20 protein-coding genes and 1 pseudogene are annotated in these 21,917 nt (G+C 62.6%); 9 read left to right on the top strand and 12 right to left on the bottom strand.

The window, feature by feature from the left end; genetic code table 11:
• Window positions 1-10: 10 nt before the first annotated feature.
• Window positions 11-520, bottom strand: coding sequence for a hypothetical protein (locus tag L2Y97_RS12915; RefSeq protein WP_247427107.1), 510 nt, complete (start codon window positions 518-520; stop codon window positions 11-13).
• Between the two features lie 832 nt (window positions 521-1,352).
• Here L2Y97_RS12915 and L2Y97_RS12910 point away from each other — a divergent pair.
• From L2Y97_RS12910 to L2Y97_RS12900, 3 genes and pseudogenes are all read left to right on the top strand, one after another.
• Entirely contained in the window at window positions 1,353-1,835 is a 483-nt protein-coding gene (locus tag L2Y97_RS12910; RefSeq protein ID WP_247427105.1) for a hypothetical protein, read from the top strand.
• Window positions 1,836-2,605: 770 nt separating this feature from the next.
• Entirely contained in the window at window positions 2,606-2,803 is a 198-nt protein-coding gene (locus L2Y97_RS12905) for a CopG family transcriptional regulator (protein ID WP_247427103.1), read from the top strand.
• Between the two features lie 807 nt (window positions 2,804-3,610).
• A pseudogene (locus tag L2Y97_RS12900) lies at window positions 3,611-3,814 on the top strand (PhnA domain-containing protein); the annotation flags it as partial.
• Between the two features lie 1,090 nt (window positions 3,815-4,904).
• On the opposite strand, the gene L2Y97_RS12895 reads toward L2Y97_RS12900, so the two are convergent.
• Entirely contained in the window at window positions 4,905-5,081 is a 177-nt protein-coding gene (locus L2Y97_RS12895; protein WP_247427100.1) for a hypothetical protein, read from the bottom strand.
• A 417-nt stretch (window positions 5,082-5,498) separates the two neighbouring features.
• Here L2Y97_RS12895 and secF point away from each other — a divergent pair, with 417 nt between their 5' ends.
• The 3 genes from secF to L2Y97_RS12885 all read left to right on the top strand — a co-directional run bounded on the left by secF (window position 5,499) and on the right by L2Y97_RS12885 (window position 7,488).
• Window positions 5,499-6,176 carry a protein translocase subunit SecF gene (secF, locus tag L2Y97_RS12890; RefSeq protein WP_247427098.1) on the top strand — a complete coding sequence of 226 codons (678 nt, stop codon included), beginning with the start codon at window positions 5,499-5,501 and terminating at the stop codon, window positions 6,174-6,176.
• 136 nt (window positions 6,177-6,312) lie between these two features.
• Window positions 6,313-6,669, top strand: a complete 357-nt coding sequence (locus L2Y97_RS22535; RefSeq protein WP_425492761.1) for an ankyrin repeat domain-containing protein — start codon at window positions 6,313-6,315, stop codon at window positions 6,667-6,669.
• A 171-nt stretch (window positions 6,670-6,840) separates the two neighbouring features.
• Complete coding sequence (locus L2Y97_RS12885; RefSeq protein WP_247427096.1) at window positions 6,841-7,488, top strand: flagellar hook assembly protein FlgD; 648 nt, start codon at window positions 6,841-6,843, stop codon at window positions 7,486-7,488.
• A 651-nt stretch (window positions 7,489-8,139) separates the two neighbouring features.
• Here the strand turns inward: L2Y97_RS12885 and L2Y97_RS12880 are convergent.
• Window positions 8,140-8,598, bottom strand: coding sequence for a winged helix-turn-helix transcriptional regulator (locus L2Y97_RS12880; protein ID WP_247427095.1), 459 nt, complete (start codon window positions 8,596-8,598; stop codon window positions 8,140-8,142).
• A gap of 69 nt (window positions 8,599-8,667) precedes the next feature.
• Between L2Y97_RS12880 and L2Y97_RS12875 the strand changes: the two genes are divergently transcribed.
• Entirely contained in the window at window positions 8,668-9,465 is a 798-nt protein-coding gene (locus tag L2Y97_RS12875; RefSeq protein ID WP_247427093.1) for an SDR family NAD(P)-dependent oxidoreductase, read from the top strand.
• Between the two features lie 144 nt (window positions 9,466-9,609).
• Entirely contained in the window at window positions 9,610-10,119 is a 510-nt protein-coding gene (locus L2Y97_RS12870; protein ID WP_247427091.1) for a hypothetical protein, read from the top strand.
• A 200-nt stretch (window positions 10,120-10,319) separates the two neighbouring features.
• Here L2Y97_RS12870 and L2Y97_RS12865 read toward each other — a convergent pair whose 3' ends face one another.
• From L2Y97_RS12865 to L2Y97_RS12830, 8 genes are all read right to left on the bottom strand, one after another.
• Complete coding sequence (locus L2Y97_RS12865; RefSeq protein ID WP_247427088.1) at window positions 10,320-12,062, bottom strand: hypothetical protein; 1,743 nt, start codon at window positions 12,060-12,062, stop codon at window positions 10,320-10,322.
• A gap of 137 nt (window positions 12,063-12,199) precedes the next feature.
• Window positions 12,200-13,039, bottom strand: a complete 840-nt coding sequence (locus L2Y97_RS12860; RefSeq protein WP_247427086.1) for a hypothetical protein — start codon at window positions 13,037-13,039, stop codon at window positions 12,200-12,202.
• A gap of 87 nt (window positions 13,040-13,126) precedes the next feature.
• Window positions 13,127-13,375 carry a hypothetical protein gene (locus L2Y97_RS12855; RefSeq protein WP_247427084.1) on the bottom strand — a complete coding sequence of 83 codons (249 nt, stop codon included), beginning with the start codon at window positions 13,373-13,375 and terminating at the stop codon, window positions 13,127-13,129.
• 63 nt (window positions 13,376-13,438) lie between these two features.
• Window positions 13,439-14,170: an SDR family NAD(P)-dependent oxidoreductase gene (locus tag L2Y97_RS12850; RefSeq protein WP_247427081.1), complete on the bottom strand. Its 732-nt coding sequence runs from the start codon at window positions 14,168-14,170 to the stop codon at window positions 13,439-13,441.
• Window positions 14,171-14,208: 38 nt separating this feature from the next.
• Window positions 14,209-15,285: an SDR family oxidoreductase gene (locus L2Y97_RS12845; RefSeq protein WP_247427079.1), complete on the bottom strand. Its 1,077-nt coding sequence runs from the start codon at window positions 15,283-15,285 to the stop codon at window positions 14,209-14,211.
• Between the two features lie 76 nt (window positions 15,286-15,361).
• Entirely contained in the window at window positions 15,362-16,387 is a 1,026-nt protein-coding gene (locus L2Y97_RS12840; protein ID WP_247427077.1) for an XdhC family protein, read from the bottom strand.
• 24 nt (window positions 16,388-16,411) lie between these two features.
• Window positions 16,412-18,049, bottom strand: coding sequence for a methyl-accepting chemotaxis protein (locus L2Y97_RS12835; RefSeq protein WP_247427075.1), 1,638 nt, complete (start codon window positions 18,047-18,049; stop codon window positions 16,412-16,414).
• Window positions 18,050-18,171: 122 nt separating this feature from the next.
• Window positions 18,172-18,960, bottom strand: coding sequence for a cysteine hydrolase family protein (locus L2Y97_RS12830; RefSeq protein WP_247427073.1), 789 nt, complete (start codon window positions 18,958-18,960; stop codon window positions 18,172-18,174).
• A 288-nt stretch (window positions 18,961-19,248) separates the two neighbouring features.
• Between L2Y97_RS12830 and L2Y97_RS12825 the strand changes: the two genes are divergently transcribed.
• The gene (locus tag L2Y97_RS12825; protein ID WP_247427071.1) at window positions 19,249-19,803 is read left to right on the top strand and encodes an SDR family oxidoreductase; all 555 of its coding nucleotides are present in this window, start codon (window positions 19,249-19,251) and stop codon (window positions 19,801-19,803) included.
• A gap of 39 nt (window positions 19,804-19,842) precedes the next feature.
• On the opposite strand, the gene L2Y97_RS12820 is transcribed toward L2Y97_RS12825, so the two are convergent.
• Window positions 19,843-21,495: a hypothetical protein gene (locus L2Y97_RS12820; protein ID WP_247427069.1), complete on the bottom strand. Its 1,653-nt coding sequence runs from the start codon at window positions 21,493-21,495 to the stop codon at window positions 19,843-19,845.
• Window positions 21,496-21,917: the final 422 nt, after the last annotated feature.

Here is a 21,917-nt window from a genome sequence, read left to right as displayed (position 1 = left end):
TTGAGGGCCGTCATAGATTGCGCGTTTGCCGCTCTTCGTCCATCCAGCCTGTCCTGCGCTGCATCACCCACTCGAGCTCGCGGGCAAAGATATCGGAGATGTAGCCGCCGTTGAGCATCGTTTCAAGGAACGCGCCATTTACATGCAGGACACTTGCTTGATCCTGTAGGGCGGAAATACCTTCGTCCTTGAGCTCGTCAAGCGCCGCACGCAGGTTGCCGCGCCTGTTCCGCTGCGAGCAATCCCGAGTCAACTTCGGCGTCGAGCCTGGCGATGATTCCATGCAGTTTTCGATGGTACGCGCCAGCGCGGTAAGGGCTCCCCCCAACTCGCTTTCCCTGTGGTCGGGAGTCGCCAGGACAGCGATAACTCGATATGCGGCGAGCACAATCCCCAGTGCTTCGTCGACGGCGGCCACAGCGGCAATTCGGCCGGCGCGGAACACTGCCTCGTCAATTTCGCCGCTTTCGATTGATGACGCGAGTGCATGGGCGTCATCCACAATGTCGTGGAGGTCCATCCCAGTCTCCGTTGACTCACCGACAAAACGAAATGAAAGAATGGCAGACCCTGACCATCCCTCGCAACAGGCATCGGCGAATTGCCAAATTCGACAATTTCGGGACCTGGCGCCCATCAACCAGTGGGAGCCCCGGTATTCTCCAGCTGTTATGCGTCGCCGTTGTGATCCAGGGGTGTTTGGGTGCTTTTTTGCACTGGTTTTGCACTGGTAAGGAGTTCTTTCGACGTCCTCGCCGTCCAGGACATCTGATCCTGCACCCGGTCATTCGTGCACCGCGGTTCAAGACGCGCGCGAGAGGTCGTGCGCACGGCACGATGCAAGGACGAGGCGACCAGGCTCAGTGATGCGCCACCATCCGTCACGGTCTTCAGTGGCCAATCCGTGGGCTTTCAATTCGCGGCATGGGCCTTGATCGAGGGGGCGGACGGCGAGGAACGCGGTATCGGCCAGCTGTCGAAGCGTGAGCAACTGCGTCGGGGTCAGCTTCGGTGACATGGCGGTATGCACCTCCTTCCGGGTTGATCGGATCACGGCAATCGCAGGGCTGACTAGGGTGCTTTTCGGCAAATCGAGCTCTTCTTGGTGCCGCTCGGGGTCCGAGGTCGTCTACGTTCTGGTGCCTCTCGGGGAAGCCGTTTTGGCCCTCAAGTTTCTCGTGCCACTGCCGATGTCGTTGTCAGACGGCTGGGCGAACGTCAGCGCAGCGGCGTGATTTGTGCGCGATAGGTGGGCCACAGTGAACACCTTGGGCGGCAGAAGCACAGGTCGGTGAATTGAAGGTCGACGGCTCCCAGTTTCAGAGGGACCCCGACGTTGACAGGAACGCGAAGTGCACGAACTCAGTCTTAGGCTTGAAAATCCCGTGGTCGAAGGCATCAACGATCGCGGGCGGCAGGGATATCAGGTTGTGTTCAACGGCATATTGACAGACGGGGCTGTGATCAGAACGGGCAAGGAGCTTCGGGTATTCCATGTCACGGTCCGTCATGCTCATTCTGATGGCGCGCTTCATGCGAATGGCATTTCTGTTGAAGATCATCGGACGGAGGAGGCTTGCGTGGATGTCACGTTTGCGCCGGCAATCGTTAACCGGCTCATGGCTATGAGCGATCTTGAAGAGGCGACATTGGCGCTTCGCTTCAGCGACGGGGGGACACGTGATGAGCGAGGAACTGTCTTCGAGGCGGCCGGCTCCCCATGCGCCATCGAATGGAACGCCACCCGCATCACGCGCGTTGAGCCGGTCCTCTGTACCATTCGCATTGCCCGTATGCCGAAGGCGGGCTCGTCGGGGCTGTCGACTGCCGTCTAGCGTAGCGGGACTCGCGTCCAGAGGGCGCAGGCACAACTGATACTGACCAGTTCGGTCAATAGCGCCGCTGTGTCTGGAGATGTTACAAATTCGACAACGACAGGGCGATCGGCCCTGTCGTTACCCTGCCGCGAGCTCAGGCCCTTTTGTTTGTGCAGCATGGCACCTGACCGATATAACCGGCCGCTTCCGAGTCCCCGCAGTCGGGCCGCCTCTCTTAGCCAATGATGAAGGGGCGAGCCGCGATGTTGCGCGCGCGGCCACATGTAGAATCGCAAGATCCATCGTTCCATCGAAGACTCCGCCGACAACCCTGATGGAAGCATACGCCGCCGTGTAGCATGGCTTCAGTCTGGTCTGCGCGCTCGATTGGGACTCTGCCTGGCTTGAGATGGTTTTTTGCGTGCGGGGTAAGGCCAGGTTGAGTCGATAACGCCGCCGCAGATTTCTTTGTCAACGTCGACTGTCAGGCGAAGGAGTAGCCCTGGGGGAGGGGCGGACGTCGGCTCGGCGCATGACCAGGTTGATGCGGCAAGCATGGTGCGCTCGGTGGGACTCGAGCGCGTCGAGCGTTCTGGTGTGGGCGCCGCCGGCCGCGTGACCGCATTCATCTTTTGTTGCGCGGGGCGTCGGCCGACCCGTCAAAGGCAGGCGGAGTGAGCAGGAGCCCGTTTTACCGACCGCGCTGCGGTGGGGGGGGGGCTCCCACTTGCCAGGACATTCATTAGATACGCATGCTATGATAATGAAATGTGTTCAGGAGTCCTTCCATGACCCAGGAAACGCGTACCGCGAGGTTGACCATTCTGGTTGACCCTCGAAAAAAGGCCATCTTCGAGCGCATTTGTGAGGAGCAAGACACGACTCCCTCGCAGGTGGTCCGGCAGCTCATTCGAGACTACATCGAGCGAGTCTCGGGCCACCCGTGGCACGCAGAGGAGCAGAAGCCGGAGACCGACGGTGACTAGCGCACCAGGCATGTCGTCCAAGGGGGCCGTCCCGATTGAGCAGATCGCGGTGTGGGCAACGTCGACCCGCGCACCGGCAGACGCTCCCGACGCACAGCGTTCCATCCGTGTCTTTTGTTGGCCTGAGGTCGGAAAGGCATGGGTTCGCCTCGGCGAAGCAATTGCGGCCGCCGGGCAGCGATTCGGCCACCGTGTTCCTGATAGCGGTCAATGCTGGATGGAAGGGCCGGCGCCACAGCTCCGCGCGTCGCTTCATGGAGATGGGATCATCGCTGAGGCAACCCTCGGCGCCTTGGTTCAGCGTCTACCCATTCGCCTGACCCTGGCGCGGGTTGACCATAAGCCAGGGTCGCCCTCAAATCTCGGCCAGCGCTGCCGTTCGCTCTTTGGCGAGTGCATGGGACCTTACGCCGCGTATTTGAAAAAAACCAACCAGACAGCGCGGGCTGCGGCACTATCTGCGGATGTTGACGGCCAAACGCGCACGGCTCAGGCAGCGGCTTTCACGGCGATACATTCGTTGGTTGAAGAGGGCGGGCGCCTTGGGGCGATGCGTTTGCGGTACTGGACCGACGGCCCACCGCCGTTGCCGCTGGAACTCGCACAGGTCATGGCGGAAGGGGTGGCCAGACACCTTGATGATCCGGAAAGGCCCAGTCCGCTTTGGGAGGCCATGCGGGCAAAGCTGGTCGGTCACGTGCGTTGGGTTGGGGCAAGTGGCCGTCGCCGTAAATGAGCCAAAGGCATTCTGCTCCCGCCCCATCAGGCGGGACAGGTGGTCACTATTTTGGGGAAGAGATCATGGCAGTACGTGACAGCAACGGAAACGAGCTTGTGGAAGGCGACAGCGTTCTGGTCATCAAGGACTTGAAGGTGAAAGGTGCATCCCTGACGCTCAAGCGCGGAAAGCAGTTCAAGGGAATTCACTTGACAGATAGCGAAGACGAGGTGGAATGCCGCGAAGGCAAGAGCGTACTGGTCCTGAAGGCCTGCTACCTCAAGAAGGCTTAACGAGCCGCTGACCACGGGAATATCCGCTCGTGGCTTTTCGTCCGAGACCGCCCTGTTTTGCCGGCCTTGGGGACTGTGACGGCGTGGAAGCTGAAGAAATGCCCCCACTCTGGGCACCAGTTGCCTTTTCTTCATTGTTTATCCATGCGAGCGGACCTGGAGGCCGGACGGAGTCGCGACCGCCTGCCGTCACCTGCCTGGAGTGTCGCGACCTTGGGCACGTACACCTGCGGCTGGGCGACGCTGCCCCGACCGTTCGGACAGGCGAAGCCTGCTGTTGAAGCACCACGCAGTCACAGCGGGAAGCGTCAACTTTCCCATGGTTCGGCGCGCGATGACACGAGCCACCGGACCGACTGAGTGTGGCATAGCTTTCGTTCGCCGATTCGAGGGCGCCTAATCAAGGTTGGTCAGGGGCGGCGCGTGCAGATGCGAGTGCGCATCGGACGTGCCCGGACGCGGCCGCATTTGGCAATCGCTTTTCATTCGCGACAGCCCGTGGCGCACGCGATACCGAAGGCTGGGTCGGTGGTTCAGTGGTCCACGCGGCGCGACGTGATCTGGCCGGCAGGACTCCGCCACGCAAGCCGCTCGATGGGGGGGCACTGCAGACGACATCGGCGGCATCGCGCGTGGTGTGCAAAGAAGGTCCTGATGGCAGGTGCGCCTGCAAACCGGAAACGCCGCATCTGATCTGGCCGGCGGCGCTACGCTCGCCACCCGGAGTGGATCGCGCGAACGCCGTCCTTTGCAAGGCGAAGGCGGGAGAGCCGTTAGGGGTGGAGCGTGCTGGACAGGATGCAAGGTGACGCGCGCACTTTGGCCATCCCGGTCATCACGACGGCGGAGGGAAAGTACCCCGGAAAAAGCCACGTGCACGGACTTCAAACGTGATGGGGATCAGGATGCCAGCGAAAACCAGAAGCTAACCGTCGCGATGTTGAACGCGAGCCCTGCAAGAAACGTCCCGCACTCCGCAAGGGACGACCCGGCCACTGTCCTGTGATCACGAATGCAAGGCCAGTCATCCCGATGACCAGGTAGCTCAGAGGCTTCCACTGCGCCGCTGGCAAGGGCCCTGCAGTTGTACTCACGATGACGGCTTCAGTGCTGTGGGCAGGGCAAGGCAGCGGAGGGCGGCAACGCCACGGAGCAGGGCTGACTCAAGAGCAATGCCGGTCACCTGTTGCAACAGGGCGGAGTCATCGATTCCGGCGAGGAAGGCGGGGCGCATGGGGAACGTCGGATTTGGGATGCCGTCGGTCACGTCACATGGCCCTTTGTCCGCGGGTAGCGCGGCGATCCGCCCCGTGCGGCGTGTGCAGCAGTCTCATCCAAGGGAGTCGCCACCGGCTCGCCTACGATCCAAGGGCCGTCCGGTGACCCTGAGCGCATTGTCCGCAGTGGCGTGAGCCACCGCAGCGCCGACGTCATCTGCATCGCCGGACGGCATCGTTCTCAACCCGCGCCTGCCATCGCGTAACCGCGTGACTGGACAATGCGAAATCCCGTCGTGTTGGCGCTCTTGCTGGTGGTCGCGTCGATAGGGCTCATCCTTGCCCGAGACTTCAAACAGGGCTAGGAAGTCGTTGTCGGCGTGGCGGTCGACATGGCCTAAAGCGCGCCGACCGAAACGAACGATTCTCGCCGCGCCCTGACGAGTGCTGGACTCGACGGCGGCCTTATGCATGCCCTCGGGGGTACCCGGTCGGTAACGGTTCGCCTCCGGCCTAGGGATGACCATGTTGTTATCAACAAGTCTGGGCAAAGCGAGTTCGCAACGCACACCATGGCTGCCCTCCAGCAGAGTCGGCCGGATGCGGTCATGACTCGCAAGTCCTTCGTTGGTCCACAGGTCGGCGCTGAGCTTCGCTCGGACGGCATTTATGCGGTCATCTTCGTCATCATCGGCATCATGGGTAATCTGTGGATCCGCTTTGAGCGGCGCTTTGCCATCGCCGCCCTGGTGACCGAAATCCACGATGTGCTCGTGACCCTCGGTATCTTTGCGCTGACCCAGTGCGAGTTCGACCTCACCGTGCTTGCCTCGGTCCTCGCGGTTGTCGGCTACTCCATCAACGACAAGGTCGTCGTCTTAGACCGGGTCCGTGAGCTGTTCCGCTCATCCCGCAACGCCACGCCCGAGGATGTCCTCAACCGTTCGATCAACAGCACCCTGTCGCGCACCATCATTACGTCCCTCTTTACGGGAATCACCATGGCTGCGCTGTTTTTCTTCGGTGGCCCGGCGGTCCACGGTCTTGCCGTCACGCTCCTCATCGGTCTTGTCGTCGGCACGCTCTCGTCGATTTTCGTGGCCAGCCTCATCTGCTCTGGCTCGGGGTGTCCAAGCAGGACCTGATGCCGCAAACGAGAAGACGCGACGCTGGACCGCCGTCCGTAGCACGCCTGATTCCGCGATGTGGACGCTAAGACGGCGCCCCGGGCCCGCTTGACAGCGGTCCGGCCTCTGTTAGGAGTAGGGCACTTTTCAGGGCATGGAGGCCCATATGGACTTGCAATTGCAACGCGCGCTCTGCGATGCCGCATGGGACGGTGATGCGGCCACGGTGGCAGCCCTCATCAAGCACCCGGACGTGGTCCCGGCGGCCCATCATTCCACGGCCCTCGTTCACGCGGCCCACCGGGGCAAACTCGGCTGTGTTCGCCTGCTGATCCCCGTCAGTGACCCCAGCGCGCGAAATGCCGAGCCCCTCTGGCGCGCTGCGCGCTATAACCGACCGTCGTGCGTCCGGGCCCTCATGGGCGTTTCCGATACCAGTGGCTGGGAGGACTGGCAATGGGAGGAGCTCCCGGTCCCAATGCGCCGTCTCCTCGGCCGTGTGCGGTCGTGAGCGCCGGTATTAAGCCTATATGGTTCAAAAACTGAATGCTCTATGATGCGCGTGCGGGAGAGACAGTGCCCCGCACAAGATGGGGCGAGGTAGGCGCCCCTTCCCCTGGCCGGTTGTCCGGGCGGTATCCCGTTCGACGCCGGGCTCCGCCCGCTCATTGAAGGACCACCCATGACCACACCTGTCGGCAACAGCAACGCCGCATCGAACCAGTCCTCGTCCGGCAAGCTCCAGCAGCAATCGCTCAACCAGGACGATTTTCTGCAGTTGCTCGTGACCCAGTTGACCAACCAGGACCCAACGAAGCCGAACGACCCGACGCAGATGGTTGCCCAACTCGCGCAGTTCTCGCAGGTCACGGCTACCCAGGAGCTTCAGAAATCGTTCGACACGTTGGCGGGGAATCTCACGGGTGACCAGTTCGTTCGGGCATCCGGTCTGGTAGGCCATGACGTACTCGTGCCATCTGTAAAAGGCACGCTCAAGGACGGTGTCATGACAGGGGCGGTCAATGTCCCGACCGCCAACGCGAACGTCAATGTGCAGGTCAAGGACAAGGACGGAAATGTCGTCCGCACCATCCCTCTCGACAAACCCCAGGCAGGGCTTGCGAATTTCACATGGGATGGCAAGTCCGACGATGGGACGAAGATGGACGATGGGGTCTATACCATCTCCGCAGTCGTCAATGGCACGGCTGCCGACACCTTTGTGCGTGGCAAGGTGACGGGCGTTGGCGCATCGGGCACCGATGGCACGTATCTGCAGGTCGATGGGTATGGGGGCGCGCTGCTCAGTCAGGTCGCCCAGATTCTCTGACCGATAAGCGCTGACCGGGGCGGGCGAGCCTGTTTCCGGGCGCCCCCCGGTCCTTACCGCATGTGCCTCAGCCTCATCCAAGGCTGAGAAGGCGCGGTCCGCAAAAATCCCGTGTAGCCAGCCGAGCGCGATGGAGCGCCCAAGCGGAGTGCTTGTCAGCGGCGAGACGCCGCGAGACAGGGTCGGGTGGGTCCACGGTCCCCGGCAAGGCAGCGTGTCCCCGTTTGCGAGAAGAGTCCATGCATGCCCCGACCCGGATGTTCCTGACCCTGTGTCTGCCTGCCGCCATCGTCGGCAGCGGAACCCTTCTCGTGGGCATTCGCTGGGGCGTATTTCGGGACATTGCCCAGCGCGGGACACTCGCCTTCCCGGTGGAAGACCTCATAGTCCTGATGGGGGCTGTCGTCGCCGTGCTGCTTTATTGGGGAGCGGTGTGGCGCTTTCGGAAATGGGAGCGAGGTTGCTCTGCGTGCTGCAGGCGGTGCGGCTGTGCGCTGGGGCGCACGCGGGAAACAGCGACTGGCCGCGTCCGCAGTTGTCTGGGGTGTGGGAGGACGCATGCGGTCTGACGCCACTTCCGATGCTGGGTAGAAGGCATGGCGAGCATTCTTGTTCGTTCGCTTTCAGCGAAGATGATTGCAGCCTTGCGAGTCACCCGCCAGCGTCGTCCTGTCGCATCGGCATGACCACGCGCCAGGTTTCGGGCCGTGCACGCTTTCCGGTGCGTCCGTCGACGACGATGGCCTGCACGGTTTCCCCAGTGTGTGCATCCTCGATGTGGCCGAGCACGCCGTCGCCGTTGTGCGTGCGCCCCCATTCGCCGATGGCGGCAAGGATAGGAAGAAAATCCACGCCGGCGTTCGTGAGCACGTACTCGTCCCTCGGCGGCCGTTCGCTGTAGCGGCGCCTTTCGAGGACGCCTGCCTCCGTCAGCGACTTGAGCCGTCGAGACAGAATGTTCGGCGCAATGCCGAGGCTGACCCTGAACTGGTCAAATTGCGTCATGCCACGACCTGCATCACGCAAGATGAGGGCGCTCCAGGTGTCGCCGACGAGCGCGAGCCCGCGCGAGATGGCGCATGTTCCCGTCGAAAGTTTGTCGATGTCCATTGCACAAGACTAGTGACGACGCTATCGTTTCGCAACACACGCTTCAATAACCAAAGCAAGGAGTGTTGCATGAACACCGAATCGAAGGGCACTGCACTGGTCACGGGCGCATCAAGCGGCATTGGCGCGGTCTACGCTGAGCGCCTGGCTGCACGGGGCTACGACCTCATCCTCGTTGCCCGGCGGGCAGACCGCCTTGGGGAACTTGCCGGCCGCCTGCGGGATGCGACTGGTCGCCGTGCGGAAATCCTCCAGGCGGACCTGTCGAAGGCCGAGGACCTCGCCCGCGTCGAGCAGCGTGTGATTGAGGACGAGTCCCTGACGCTTCTGGTCAACAACGCCGGCATCTCCCTGCAAGGCGGCGTGCTCGAAAACAGCAGCGCTGCCATCGCGGAGCTCATTGCGGTCAACGTCACCGCCCCATCCGTGCTCACGGCCTCGGCCATCAAGCGCTTTCTTGCCCGCAACAGGGGCGGCGTCATCAACATCGCCTCGGTTCTCGCCCTCGCACCGGAAATTCTCGAAGGACTCTACAGTGGATCGAAGGCGCACCTTTTGAACCTCACGCGCGGCGTTGCCCTCCACCTCAAAGACACCAACGTGCGCATCCAGGCCGTTCTCCCGGGCGCCACGAAGTCGGAAATCTGGGACAAGGCCGGCATTGATGTCGACACCGCGCTTCCGGGCATGGTCATGGAAACGGCCGATCTCGTCGACGCCGCCCTTCTCGGGTTTGACCGGGGGGAGGTGGTGACCATCCCGCCGCTCCACGACGAGGAGATGTACCTCGCCTATGACCAGCACCGTCTCGGCATGGCCGAGCACCTGTCGAAGAAGGAAGTGGCCCAGCGCTACCGCGCGGCCTGAGCGAACCAGTGCGCCGGGGCAAGAGGGCCCCGGCGCGGGGCAATCATCCGCAAAAGGACGCCAGTCATGCACGTCGCCTCACCCGCGCCAACGCCCCATTCCCTTGTTCGTCGCTGGTGGTCTGAGCAACGACGCCCACGGCCCGTGAGGGAGATCCTCCTGGACCAGGCCCTCGCCGTGGTCTCGCAGGCTGCGCTCTGGGTCATCGTTGGCTTTCTTGCCTGGATTGCGCTTCCGGGGAAGGCGACACCGGATACCGAGGCTCCCTTCCTTCTCGAATTTGCCTCTGTGCTCTACAACGCGCGGGATATCGCCACTGAACTTGCGATTGCAGCCGGCGCGATGGTCTTCTTCGCGCTTGTCAACGTCGGGCCGGTGGCCCGTCGCCAGCAAGACGACATCAGCCGCGTGATGTATGGCGTCGCTATGGCAACGGTGATGTTTGCCGTCTTGCTGCGTGCCTGGGGATTGCCCTTCAAGCCGTGGCCCTGGGTCTGGTTCGTCGTCGTCGGATATCTAGCCTTCGGGGTTGGGGCCGCCGTCGGCGCAGAGTTCCTCATTCGGGTGTGGGTGAGGAAACCGCGCCCTGATGATGCGACTTCAGCTGTTGGCCCAACGAAGGGCGAGGCCGGCGGCGATCCCGAAGAGGGCTGAGGTCAAAAGCGTCCAGACGACGACCCCAAGGGTGTAGAGGAAGGTCCGCATTCCGGGGCGCAGGCGCCGGGCGAAGGGAAACAGCGTGTCGTGGTCCATGAGGGTGCTCCAGGAAGGGAGCTCCAGGAATAACCGCTCGCCCCCTTTGCGCAATGGGCGAGCGACATTGCGTCCCGTCTTGAGCGTTGGAGGGCGGGCGCTCAGGCTTTTAGGCTCTGCAGGAGCATGTGACGGACTGTCAGGTTCTCGAGCTTGGAGACGATGGGACTGCTCTCGTCCACGCTCTCGTTGACGTGCATCCCGTCGTTGTAGATGAGACCGAGGAGGTAAAGGGTGTCATCGACCACGACCCCCTGGGACGCTGCGTATTCGAGCTTGTTTCGGGTCTTCCAGGTGCCGAGGAACGTGGTTTTTCTGGCCTCGTCCGGAAGTGCATCATAGGCATGACGCTCGATGGTGACCCGGACATGGCAGCAGACCGCAAATGGGTCGTAGTTGTCGGCTTGTTTGACGTATTTTTCCCATTCCGCCTCGATGTGGGCACGAAAGACGGCGGACTGTCCCCAGGCTTCCTTCAGCCCAACCGCCTTCATCTGGGGCCGGATGTCGACGTCGACCGGGTCGTAGTGCAGAAAGTGGCGTCCGATGTCCTTTTCGATGGACGGATCTTCGCGCTTTAGAAGCAGCAGGCGGAACTCCTTGCCAATGGAGGGTTTGGATTTCTTGAGGAAATAGACCTTCGGCTTCGGAAACGAGAAGTGGCGGAAATAGTAGGGATTGAGGTGGGTGAGGATGAGGGGGTAGATGTTCCGGCCCTTTTCCTTGACCCGGTCGATAAGACGCAGGATGTAGTACTGCACGGCCACGAGGTTAGCGTCATCGAGATAGTCAAACACCTCGTCGATAACGACGATGACGTCCTTTGAACCGATGCTGCGCTCAATTTTCCGCAGCTCCGCCGCGAAACAAAGCGAGTCACGCTGGCCGTTGGAGATGTGCATCGCGGCCGGGAACGACACGACGAGGCTTCGTTTGTGTTCCCTTGGGCGTACTTCCTTCCACGTGGCTCCAAAGGCGTTGATGACGTCCTGGTACCCCTGCTTTTCGTCAAGGTACGAAAGGTACTTGCAGGCCGCCTTGAATGCTTTCCTGTCGTCAAGGTACGTCAACGTGACCTGCAGGGCGGACAGGAGTGCGTCGATGCGCCGGTCGCCAGTGGCTGCATGCGGCTCGATGAAGTCGGCCACCGCTGAAAGCGGAGGAATGACCTCGAAGCGAGGCGCAAGCGTCAGTTCGGCCCACGTGCGGATGTCATCTGCCGTCCCGGTGGCGTTGGTCAGTGCATCCATCAACCCCGTAATCTCGGCACCCATGCGCACACCGTCGGCCTTGTCCATCACCGGGCAAAGGTCGGTGAAGCCATCGGCAAGACCCGGGTTGGAAAGGATGTCATCGACCTTTCGCAGCGCCTTGCCGGCGTTTCCGAAGCGGGCCCGTATGGACGTTGAGCTGTAGAGGTGCTTAGCCTTTTCGGGGATGGTTGCAACCAGGATGAGGTCGCTGATTTCAAGCGCGGCAACGGCCGTGGTGAAGCGACCCATGTTGTGCTTGGTTGCCTTCGCACGCAGCCGGCTTGAGACAACGTGGACGTCGAACGCCCCGGCAATGGTGTTGCTCTGCCCATCTGCGACCAGTGTTTTGACAGGGCCCTTTTGCTTGACCGTCAGCGACAGCTTGGGAGGGAGTGCTTCATCGCCCAGGTGCCATTGCTCCTTGGGCAGCTCCATGCGCCTCGTCTTCAACGCCGCAAACGCGGCAGCAAGCGAACTTTTGCCAAAGCCGTTGGGCGCAACAAGCAAGGATGGCTTGTTGGGGAAGATGTCGAGGTCGAAGGTCTTGCTGCCGATGCCGCGTACGTTCTCGATGGCAATGGTTTTTATCATCGTCCTTGGTCCCTGCAAGTTGGAGGTGCTGCCCGCGCATGATTATGGCTACACGGTGCAACGGGCGCCATTGGATGCCGTTGCTGTGACTGCATGACGGAGGGCAGCATGCCGACGGTCTTGATGGCAGCCATGGGTTAGGCCCTCACCCTGGAGGCCGAGGCCAGGGCCGGTGGACCGCCCTCTACAGGCTGCCTGGGCAGGCTGACCAACACATCTGTTACCTCACTGGCGGGGACGAGCCGCAGGCGGACAACGTCCGGCTCCGGGGAGATGACCAGATACCTGTCCTCGACGGCGCGAACCATTCGCCACGCGCCGGGACCGTCGCCCTTGATGCAGACATCGGGATGCCGGCTCCTGGCCTCGCCCTGCAGCACCTGCTCGGCATCGAGCTTGCCGACGTGGTAGGGCCAGAACATGAGCAGACCGAGCTTCACGACCGTCCCACCGAGGGCGGCCCAGCGCAGTTCAAGGGGGGTTGTCGGTTTTCTTGCAATCAGCGCGGTCCCACCCGTTGCGACCAGATAGGCACCGGCCAGGGTGGTGACAAAGGCGAGCGTGTCGGCACACCTGCTGCCCCGCACAGACTGCAGCGATGAAAGGCCCGTCGATGCACAAACGACGGCAATGCAGATGATGCAGAAAGACGCCATCTGACGGCGCGTAAACAAGCCGACGACGGTGACGGCAACGGTAATTGTCGTCGTCAGCAGGAAGATGAGGGCGTTGAGTGCACCGGCCCGCACCATCGCGGTATAGGGGATGGTGTCGACGGCCCATGTCGCGTGCAGGTGTTCAAGAAGCGCCTGGTAGTAAGACGCTCCCGAAATGAGAAGAAACGCTGTCGCCCCGACCAGGCTGGACCCGATGGTTGAGAGGTAGCCCGGGACGGCAGCAAGGACTTCGCGTAGCTGATGGTCGCTGGTGGCATCGGGAGGGGGTGCGGCAGTGGGGGTGGGAGTTTCCGTGTCCATGTGCATGAAAACCGGTATCGGCACAGACGCTGCCGACTTGAGGAGGGGGGCTGGACAGGGGCACCGTACGGTGCCCCGGCTTGGCCATCAGGCGCTCACATCAACAAATCGTCCGGTCGACTGTCCGTCGGGGTCCTCGAGCAGTACATCCGGCGAGAATGCACGAAGCAGCTGTACAGATGGCCTGGGTGAACTCGTTTCCGTCGATTCGACGCCCTGGGTATTGATACTGCCATCGCCGGCGACCTCTGGTTTGCGGGCGTTCTTGGCGAGGTCGGAGGCCGACAGTTTGGCGAGATTGGCGGTACCAGTTTGGCTAACGGTCAGGGTGGTCATGTCTTTACCTGCATGGTGTTGGATCGCAAGACTGCGAGGATTGTCTGCCCGTATTGGAATCAGCTACCAGGGAAGGACTCTTCCGGTGGCAAAAAAGCCGCCCGTCGGAATGACCGGCGCGGTCGCAAGACGCACAGCCTCCGCCGCGCCCTGTTGCAGTGACTGGTAGCCCTGGTGCCGGTTCATGTCGGTGGCGGTAAACCCGGGATCGACGGCATTGACGGAAATGCCCTCTGGTTCAAGTTCGACTGCGAGCTGGACGGTGAGCATGTTGAGCGCGGCCTTGGACATGGCATAGCCGGCAAGTCTGACGTCGGAAAACTCCGAGTCACGGTCAATGGCATCCCCAATCGAGCCCAAAGCACTTGACAGGTTGATGATGCGGGCGCCCGCCGACTGTCTCAGCAATGGAAGCATGGCACGGGTGACGGCAAGGGTCCCCAGAACATTGGTCTCGAACACGCCTCGGGCGCCATGGATGTCCATGACGGTCGCCGGGCCGTCATTCGCGTCGATGACCGCCGCGTTGTTGACGAGTACATCAATGCGCCCATACGCCAGCGCAATGGATGCGGCGGCCGCTTCGTGGGTTTGTGGGGAGTCGAGGTCGATGTGAACGACATCGACGTTGATGCCCTCGTCGGCAAGTTGCGTGACGGCTTCGGCACCACGCCCGGGGTCGCGCGCACCGAGCAGTACGGTGTGTCCAAGCCGGGACAGGTCACGGACAACCTGCAGGCCGATGCTGCGATTGGCGCCAGTCACAAGGGTGATGGGGGAGGGAGCAATGGTCATGGTCGGTCTCGATGGGTGCGGGAGTGTTGTCGCCGCACTCAGGGAATGAGCCGCGCGTCGCGCAGGCGCTGGAGATGTGACAGGTAGCTTTCATGGGTGTCGATGCAATCGCCAAAGCCGGCTTTCCTTGCCTTGATGGTGCTCTGGACAAGGTCAAAGCCCACGTTGACGATGCCTTGTACAAACGGCCATGCGGCAATCTGCGCCCACGACGTGGGGACAAGGTTGTATTTGGCAACGATGGCGTCCCAGACCGGGCCCTTGTCGGCCATGTACTCGGCGAGGGGAATGGGTTGGGGTTCTTCGACCGGGATGTCGAAAAACCGGGCGAGGTCGGGCCAAAGGTGCTTCCAGCGGTAGTGGTCACCGTTGGTGATGTTGAAAATCTCGTTCCGGGATGAATCGCTCTCGAGTGCCCAGAGGGTCGCACGACCAAGAAGGTCGGCATCGGTGACCTGGTGAAGGGCGGACCACGCCTGCGGTGAACCGGGGAAGCGGAACGGAACGCCGAGCTCCTTGCACACGGCCGCATAGGTTGCCATGCCGGTGAGGATGTTCATCGGCGACCCGAGGCTGGGGCCGATGATGCCGTCGGGTCGCAGGATGGTCCAATCCGCGCCATTTGACGCCGACCATGCGCGCAGCGCATCTTCCTGCGCCTCGAAAAACTGCGGAGGCAGGTGGCGGGGGTCGGATTCCTTGGCCGGCGTCTTGTAGGGGCCAAGGTGCGCACCGTATGACTTGCCGCCACCCATGAGCACGATTCGGGAGACCTTTGCGCCAATGTGCTTGAGTGCGTTGAGTGTGTTTCCGAGCATGGCCACATTCGGCGCCACGGTGTCGGCAGCGGTGCGACCTTCCAGGTAGGCACAGAAGGCAACGTCTGTGACGGCTTGAAGGTTGGCGAACGCCGCGTCCGTCCCTTCCTTGTCGAGGAGGTCGACCTGGATGTGTGCCGGTGCGGGCCGTCCACCAAGGAGCGTCTCGGGCGCCGGGCGGCGGCCCGTCGTGATGGGTGTCCACCCCGGGCGGGCGAGGGCGGCCTCGACGACGCCGGTGCCGGAGACGCCATAGCCACCGGTAATGAGGAGGGTTCGTTGCGGGGCGGTGGTCATCTCGAGTATTCCGGAAAGAATTGAGACTTCAAAATATAAATCATCATACATACCGTCCACATTGGACCGTTCTGCGTCAGCTCATTGGCGCCGCGCTGAGCATGCGCCCGAGGATGCCCGTGGCGATGAAACGCGGGCTGGTCATGGCCGGGGACTTGGTCCCGGCGGGAAGGTGGACGGCATGGACCGCTGTCACATCAAAGCCGGCATCGAGCAACCGCCGTCGTCTGGCGTCGGTTTTCTGGCGGCTGCCAAGTGCGCCAGCGGCAAACGCCCCGTCTGTCAGTGCCTGGCAAAGCACCGCATGGTCGGTGTCGTCGTCGTGGGTAAAGGTGTAGATGGCCGTGCGGGCATCGACCTTCGCCGCACTGAGTGCCGGGCCAAGGCTGCCCCGGATGTAGCCAATGCGGGGAAGGGGTGGTGGTCCGTCAGGGCCATCGGGGCGGACGAGCACCACCTCAAGGCCCGTGTGATGGGCAAGGTCGGCAAGCGCAAGCGCCACCGGGTCCGCGCCAACGACAACGAGCCGCAACGCGGGACGGTGCACGCGGCCGATGTGGCCTTCAGGCACCGGGGTTTCTCCGTCGACGGCATGCCAGCGGCCTGTGGTCACCGACGTCACGATGGTGACCGTTCGGCGGGCGGCACCTGCCGCCCTCAGCAGGTCAATATATCGGCCTGCGTCAGAAACGGGGCGCACAAGGATGTGGATGCGTCCCCCGCAGCTGAGCTGGAGGTCGAGGACGGGGCTCCCGGCACCGTAGTCGAGCATCACGGTCGTGTTGTCCCGCAGGCACCCGAGCGCCGCATCAACGACGGCAGCCTCAACGCAGCCACCGGACACGTATCCTGCGCATTGGCCGTTGCGGGCAATGGCCATCTCGCTGCCCAGCGGCCGTGGCGATGAGCCTTCGACCGAGACCAACGTGGCAAGCGCCAGGGGTAGGCCCTGTGCATGCCACTTTGCCATTGGCCCGAGCAGGTCGTCGTCGACCGCGTACCACGGCCAGTCCGGCATCCGGGAAGGGTGTACGGACTCAGTCGTCATGGCGTCGGCCAACTCTCGCGGGCGGCGGCGGTCGCGGGTGTGCTGCTTCGTCACCGCAGCCACCCGCATCCTGCCAGGTCAGAACTCGACCCATTCGTCCTTCCGTGCGCCAGCCGTCCGGGGCGGGACCGGTTGCGTCGGCGCCGCTTGGGCGGGTGCCTTTTCCGGGCGCGCCTTTGCGACGTGGCCAGCGATGGAGAAAAACGACACCTGCTGGAGGAGCCGGGCCGCGAGTTCGGCGGTCGCCCGGCTCGCGGCACTGGCCTCCTCGACCAGGGCGGCGTTCTGCTGTGTCACATCGTCGAGCGTGGTCACTGCATTGTTGACCTGCTCGATGCCGGCCGACTGTTCCTCGGACGCAGCGGCAATTTCCTCGACGATGGCGCTGACCTCACGGCTACCGTGCGCGATGCCCTCGAGCGCATCGTTCGTGCGTCCGACAAGGGCAGCACCATCGCTGACCTTGTCGACGGTATCGCTCACAAGCGCCTTGATTTCACGGGCAGCGGTGCCGCTTCGTTGCGCAAGACTCCTGACCTCGGCAGCGACGACGGCAAAGCCACGTCCCTGGTCACCCGCGCGCGCAGCCTCGACGGCGGCATTGAGGGCGAGAAGGTTGGTCTGGAAGGCAATCTCATCGATGAGCACCACAATCTCGCCAATCTGCCTGCTGGCGGCCGTAATGGCGGTCATCGCCTCCGTTGCCTGGGCGGAGACCGTCCGTCCCTCGCTTGAGGTTTCGAGCAGGCGTCGGGCAAGGTCCCTGGCACGCACGGCGCCATCGGCATTTTGCCGCACAGTTGCAGCAAGCTCTTCCATCGAGGCGGCCGTCTCCTCCAGTGAACTCGCCTGTTCCTGCGTGCGTTGGGACAAATCTTCATTGCCCTGTGAGATGTCCGAGGCCGCGCCGGAGACATCCTCCGCAATGTCCCGGATGTCGGCGACGATGCCCGCGAGCTTGAGGTCCATGGTCGAGAGCGTCTTGAGCGTCTCGGCGAGCTCATCGGTTCCCTTGGCATCAACAGCATTTCCGAGCCGGCCATCGTTGATGGCCTCCGATAGCGTACGCGCCTTGACCAATGGCCGTACAATCGAGCGCGTCAGGAATAGGGCGACGGCAATGAGGGCAATGCCGCTGATGACGATGACCGCGACGCACAGGTCGCGCGTTCGACTATAGCCGCGGGATGCTTCAGCGTACGCTTCCTTCGCCTGCTCCTCGTTGACAACGATGAGGGCGTCGATGGCGTTTGCTGCTTTGCCCAGTTCATCTGCCGTGCGCGTGATGTGCAGTCGTCGAGCCTCTTCAAGCCTTCCTCCATCGAGCATTTCGGCCTCCTGAAGCGCGAGCCGCGATGCGTTCTCCCGCATCGTCACATACGCGTCAGCAACCAGTCGCTCATGCTCGGATGAGACAAGCGCGGGAAAGTAGTTGGCCCATTCCTTCTTTTCTGCGGTGATGTCACGATTGACCCGCTCGACAAATCCCCTAACGGTCGGGTCGGCAAAGCCACGGTTGAGCGCAAGGCGTTCGTCGACAAGCTGTTGCCTCGCATTGACGACATGGACAATCGAGAGAAGGTTGCTCTGATAGATGTCTTCGGCGTTGCCGAAGGTATGATGGAGGCCTGCCAAGCCGGCGACCCCCACCACAATTGAGGCACTGAGCGCAAAGCCCATGGCCGCGAGGATTTTTGTTTTGACGGTGATGCGCATGGACGTTCCCCCTGTTGAAACGGCGCGCAGGATGACAGACGGGCCCAGCATTCTGTCGACATGCCGGACCCTTCCAATGAAGTGGCGCGTGGTCCGCCCGGCGGCTAGGCCGGGCGCACGTGTCAGATGGCCTCGAGCGCGGAGACCAGCTCGCCGGTGGTCAGGATGGCGTGGGCGTACATCGGTGCGTTGATTTTTGCAGCGAGCATGCCGTCCTTGCTGAAGGCCGCCGTGGCGTCCGTCACCAACGTGACGTGGTAGCCGAGTTCCATGCCAAAGCGCGCCGTCGACTCGATGCAGCTGTTGGCAATCAGGCCGACGAGGATGATGCGCTGGATACCGTGCTGCTTGAGGAGAACATCGAGGTCGGTGTTGGCGAAACCGCTCTGCGCCCAGTGCTCCTTGACAATGACATCGCCAGGCTTCGGGCCGAATTCAGGATGGAATTCGCCACCCCAGCTGCCGGCTTCAAACGCCTTGTGCGGCAGGCCGGCCTTTTGGAACATGTTCAGGTGCTGCCAGTGATCGAAGTCGCCCGGCGTCGAGCGGTGGTGCGGCACGATGAAGACCTTGATGTCTTTTTCGCGAACAAGGGGGATGATTTTGCGCAGATTGTCGAACAGTCCGGCTTCGGAGGCGGTTTCCTCGATGGCCTTGTACAGCTTGCCGCCCTCACTCATGAAATCGTTGTAGGGGTCCACAATAAGAAGGGCGGTGCGGTCGGCCGTGTAGGTGTTGTCGGTCATGATGTGTTCCGGTGGCAGGTGGGAGCCGGGCGGCCAGAATGGGTGCGGCACATCCGCCGCACGGAAAACAGGTGTCCCGGTCACGGTTTTTGCGTCGCTTTGATTAGTGAAGCGACTATTTCTTGCGGTGTCAACAGCCCCTGCAATGCCGCTCTCGAACGCCAACGCGCTGCGGTACGTTGGACCAAATGAGGGTGGTCGCATTCATGAATGCCCGGCACGGTGGCCTCATCCAAGTGTGCTCACGGCATCAATGGCACCATCGGCGCCAACGCCCCGGTCAGGGGTATGTCCCGCTACCCGTCCGAGAGCTGCCCATGACCCACGCCATCGCTTTCCCGTCGCGTCGCGCCCTTGTCATCGGCGCGAGTCGCGGTCTTGGTCTTGGCCTCGTTGAACGCCTCCTTGAGCAAGGCTGGGCCGTGTCCGCGACGGAGCGCAGGAGCCGCCCGAGTGCGGTTGCACAGTCTGGCAGGGCCGAACCTGATGGTCGGCCACGTCGACATCGATGACGCATCCTCCATCCACGCCCTTCGCGAGGAGCTCGCTGGATTCCGGTTCGATGTCGTGTTCGTCAACGCAGGCGTCCTCAGCGACCCGGCTCTTTCTTTTGCCGACCAGGTGATGCAGGTCATGCGCACCAACGTCGCCGGTGCGATGCTCGCCACGGAGGCCTTTGAGCCGCTCGTTGCCGACGGCGGCGTGCTCGCGGTCATGTCATCCGGCCTCGGCAGCGTCTCGGGAAATACCACCGGTGGGTGGGAGCCGTACCGCTCGAGCAAGGCAGCGCTGAACCAGTCGTTGCGGAGTTTTGCCGCTGCCCGTCCGGCCATGCCGTACGCCCTCGCGGCCATCGCCCCTGGCTGGGTGCGCACCGAGATGGGTGGGCCGGATGCCGCGCTCGATGTGGCCACCAGCACCAGTGGCATGGTGCGGGTGCTGGAAGGCCTGTTCGGCAAACCGGGGCTCGTCTTTGTCGACTACAAGGGCAATGAACTGCCGTGGTAAGCGAATGCCGGCCCGGAACGCGCCCGGGCCGGCACATCGTCACGGACCAGCTGTCCAGATGACCTTGCCCTGGTAGACAATCCAGGCCTTGCCATCGTTTCGCAAATCCAGCCACGCTCCCGGGTGGCCGGCGGTGTTGCTCGCCCAGCGGGGCGTTCCGTCCTTGGCATACTCGACGAGGTTGCCGTCCCCCTGCATGACAGTTGTCACCACTGGCTGGCCACCGGTCCCGCTCGAATACAGCGCAGTCGTGCCCCGATAGACGGTCAGGTCCCCGCTCGGGTCGAGGCTGACGTGGACAAGCTGGCTGCATGAGTAAAGCGGCTTGCCCGGATTGATGACGCCGTTCGGGCCGAGCACGCCGCACGACGGGGCCGGGTCGAGCGGACCCGGGTCGCCTGGTACCGTATCGGTCAGCGTATCCTCACCTCGCAACACACGCCCTGCGTTCCACGCCAGACGCAAGTACCAGTCGGACGGCAGCTGGTAGCCGTCTGCGTCGAGGTTCAACCATGTGCCCTGGTCGGGGGCTTGGCTGGCGTTTTCGGCCACCTTCAGCAGCGACGTGCCTTCATTGACCTCGTCGAACATCGCAATCTTGATGACCTTCGCCCCGACGCTCTTTGCGGTGTAGAGCTGGTGCCAGAAGAAGTCGCCGCCGTTGCGTGCCGCGCCCTGGCCTACGACGTCGTTCGAATCACGCCCGGCAACCCCCGGCTCGATGACCGGCATGTAGATTTGCCCGTTAGCGTCCGTGACCTTGATTTCGGGGATGAACTTGTTGGTCTTCCACCAGTCGATGTTGTCCCGGTTGCTCAGCGCGCCGACGGTCCAGGGCTGGATGATGTCCGCCTCCTTCAACACATCACCCCACGCCGGGTCGGCCCCATTGTTGGGGTCGTCGTAGTTGTTGGCCACGCCCGCCATGACCTCTGCATGGGCGACGGTCTTGAACCAGTGGATGATGCGCCCGGCAAGGGCTGCGCGCTTGGGGTGGCTGTCATCGTGGAAGGCGAGACCCCACAGGGACACGAGCGGCTTTCCGGCTTCCCTCTGGTAGGCCAGGCTGTCAGTGATGTGCAGGTCATTGACCAGATGTAGCCAGTCATTGGTGATGTCGGCCACGACCTGGTCATCGGAGACCACATCGTAATAATCCCCATGGCTCAGGTCGTATTCGATGGCGAAGGTGCGTCCGTTCGCTTCGGCCGCCTTCATCGCATGGCGTGTGATGGCTTCGCCTTCCTGGCTGTGGTTCGGAATCTCCCCTGTGAAGCGCTGCAGGAGTGCGCCATCGATACCGTACTCGCGCATCCAGCGGAAATGGATGTCAGCCGTCTCCTGGGGGAACGATGAGAAGAGATACGCGGGCTGGCCTCCGACGGTCAAGGTGGTGACCTTGCACCGCGCCACACCTGTCCACTCTGTGGTGATGGGGTAGTTGGAGATATAGAGGTTCTTGCCGTTTGGTTGCCCGTCGGCAAGGTGACTCCAGTTGTTCCATGGGCTCCCGTCACCCGGGCAGCGGAACCACCCCTGGTATCCGACGAGGATGTGGCCGGTGATCGTGCTCGCATCGGCGGATGCGGTCTGCGCGGCAGCGGGCAGCGCGCAGCCAACGGACAAAAGCGCAAGGACGAGTCTTGCGATGGAATGTCTTGTGAGGGGAAGGCGAAGGTCGTAGTGGGACATATGGATTCTCTCAACGGTTGGGGAAGCACCGCTCGGCATGCGCTGCCCGTGGCCATCCGGGGGTGGCTCCTGTCGCTGGAGGGTGCCAGCGAAGCGTTGCGCAAAAAAAAGCGGAGGACCGTGCACAAGTGCACAAGAACGTCATAGGCTTCAAAAAACAAAGCCGGTATACATGCCGCACTTGCGCTCTTTAGGCATGACCATGTTCCCCCTTATCTCTACGAATCCATCCTCCGGCGCTCCCCCAACCACGACCGCCCCTTTCCTTCGCGGGGCCTTCGGCATCTGCGGCAGCCTCTCTCTGGTGAGAACGGGGGCGCGGGCAATGAAGCTTGCCTGGGCACTGCAACGAACGCCCGTCGCCTCGTCACCCTGCGCGACACGTTCGACTTTGACGCGGGGGCCGGTGGGAATGAAGTGGG

This window comes from Luteibacter aegosomatissinici (assembly GCF_023078495.1).
GTDB classification, from domain to species: Bacteria; Pseudomonadota; Gammaproteobacteria; order Xanthomonadales; family Rhodanobacteraceae; genus Luteibacter; species Luteibacter aegosomatissinici.
Note: the sequence above shows the minus strand (reverse complement) of the source record. Positions and strands in the feature narration are given on the sequence as shown.

Bases quoted from the DNA above. Each gene is read 5' to 3' on its own strand.
- L2Y97_RS12845 (WP_247427079.1), bottom strand. From the start codon at position 15,285: ATGACCACCGCCCCGCAACGAACCCTCCTCATTACCGGTGGCTATGGC.
- L2Y97_RS12820 (WP_247427069.1), bottom strand. From the start codon at position 21,495: ATGTCCCACTACGACCTTCGCCTTCCCCTCACAAGACATTCCATCGCA.
- L2Y97_RS12885 (WP_247427096.1), top strand. From the start codon at position 6,841: ATGACCACACCTGTCGGCAACAGCAACGCCGCATCGAACCAGTCCTCG.
- L2Y97_RS12860 (WP_247427086.1), bottom strand. From the start codon at position 13,039: ATGGACACGGAAACTCCCACCCCCACTGCCGCACCCCCTCCCGATGCC.
- L2Y97_RS12835 (WP_247427075.1), bottom strand. From the start codon at position 18,049: ATGCGCATCACCGTCAAAACAAAAATCCTCGCGGCCATGGGCTTTGCG.
- L2Y97_RS12855 (WP_247427084.1), bottom strand. From the start codon at position 13,375: ATGACCACCCTGACCGTTAGCCAAACTGGTACCGCCAATCTCGCCAAA.
- L2Y97_RS12905 (WP_247427103.1), top strand. From the start codon at position 2,606: ATGACCCAGGAAACGCGTACCGCGAGGTTGACCATTCTGGTTGACCCT.
- L2Y97_RS12875 (WP_247427093.1), top strand. From the start codon at position 8,668: ATGAACACCGAATCGAAGGGCACTGCACTGGTCACGGGCGCATCAAGC.
- L2Y97_RS12915 (WP_247427107.1), bottom strand. From the start codon at position 520: ATGGACCTCCACGACATTGTGGATGACGCCCATGCACTCGCGTCATCA.
- L2Y97_RS22535 (WP_425492761.1), top strand. From the start codon at position 6,313: ATGGAGGCCCATATGGACTTGCAATTGCAACGCGCGCTCTGCGATGCC.
- L2Y97_RS12880 (WP_247427095.1), bottom strand. From the start codon at position 8,598: ATGGACATCGACAAACTTTCGACGGGAACATGCGCCATCTCGCGCGGG.
- L2Y97_RS12865 (WP_247427088.1), bottom strand. From the start codon at position 12,062: ATGATAAAAACCATTGCCATCGAGAACGTACGCGGCATCGGCAGCAAG.
- L2Y97_RS12850 (WP_247427081.1), bottom strand. From the start codon at position 14,170: ATGACCATTGCTCCCTCCCCCATCACCCTTGTGACTGGCGCCAATCGC.
- secF (WP_247427098.1), top strand. From the start codon at position 5,499: ATGCATGCCCTCGGGGGTACCCGGTCGGTAACGGTTCGCCTCCGGCCT.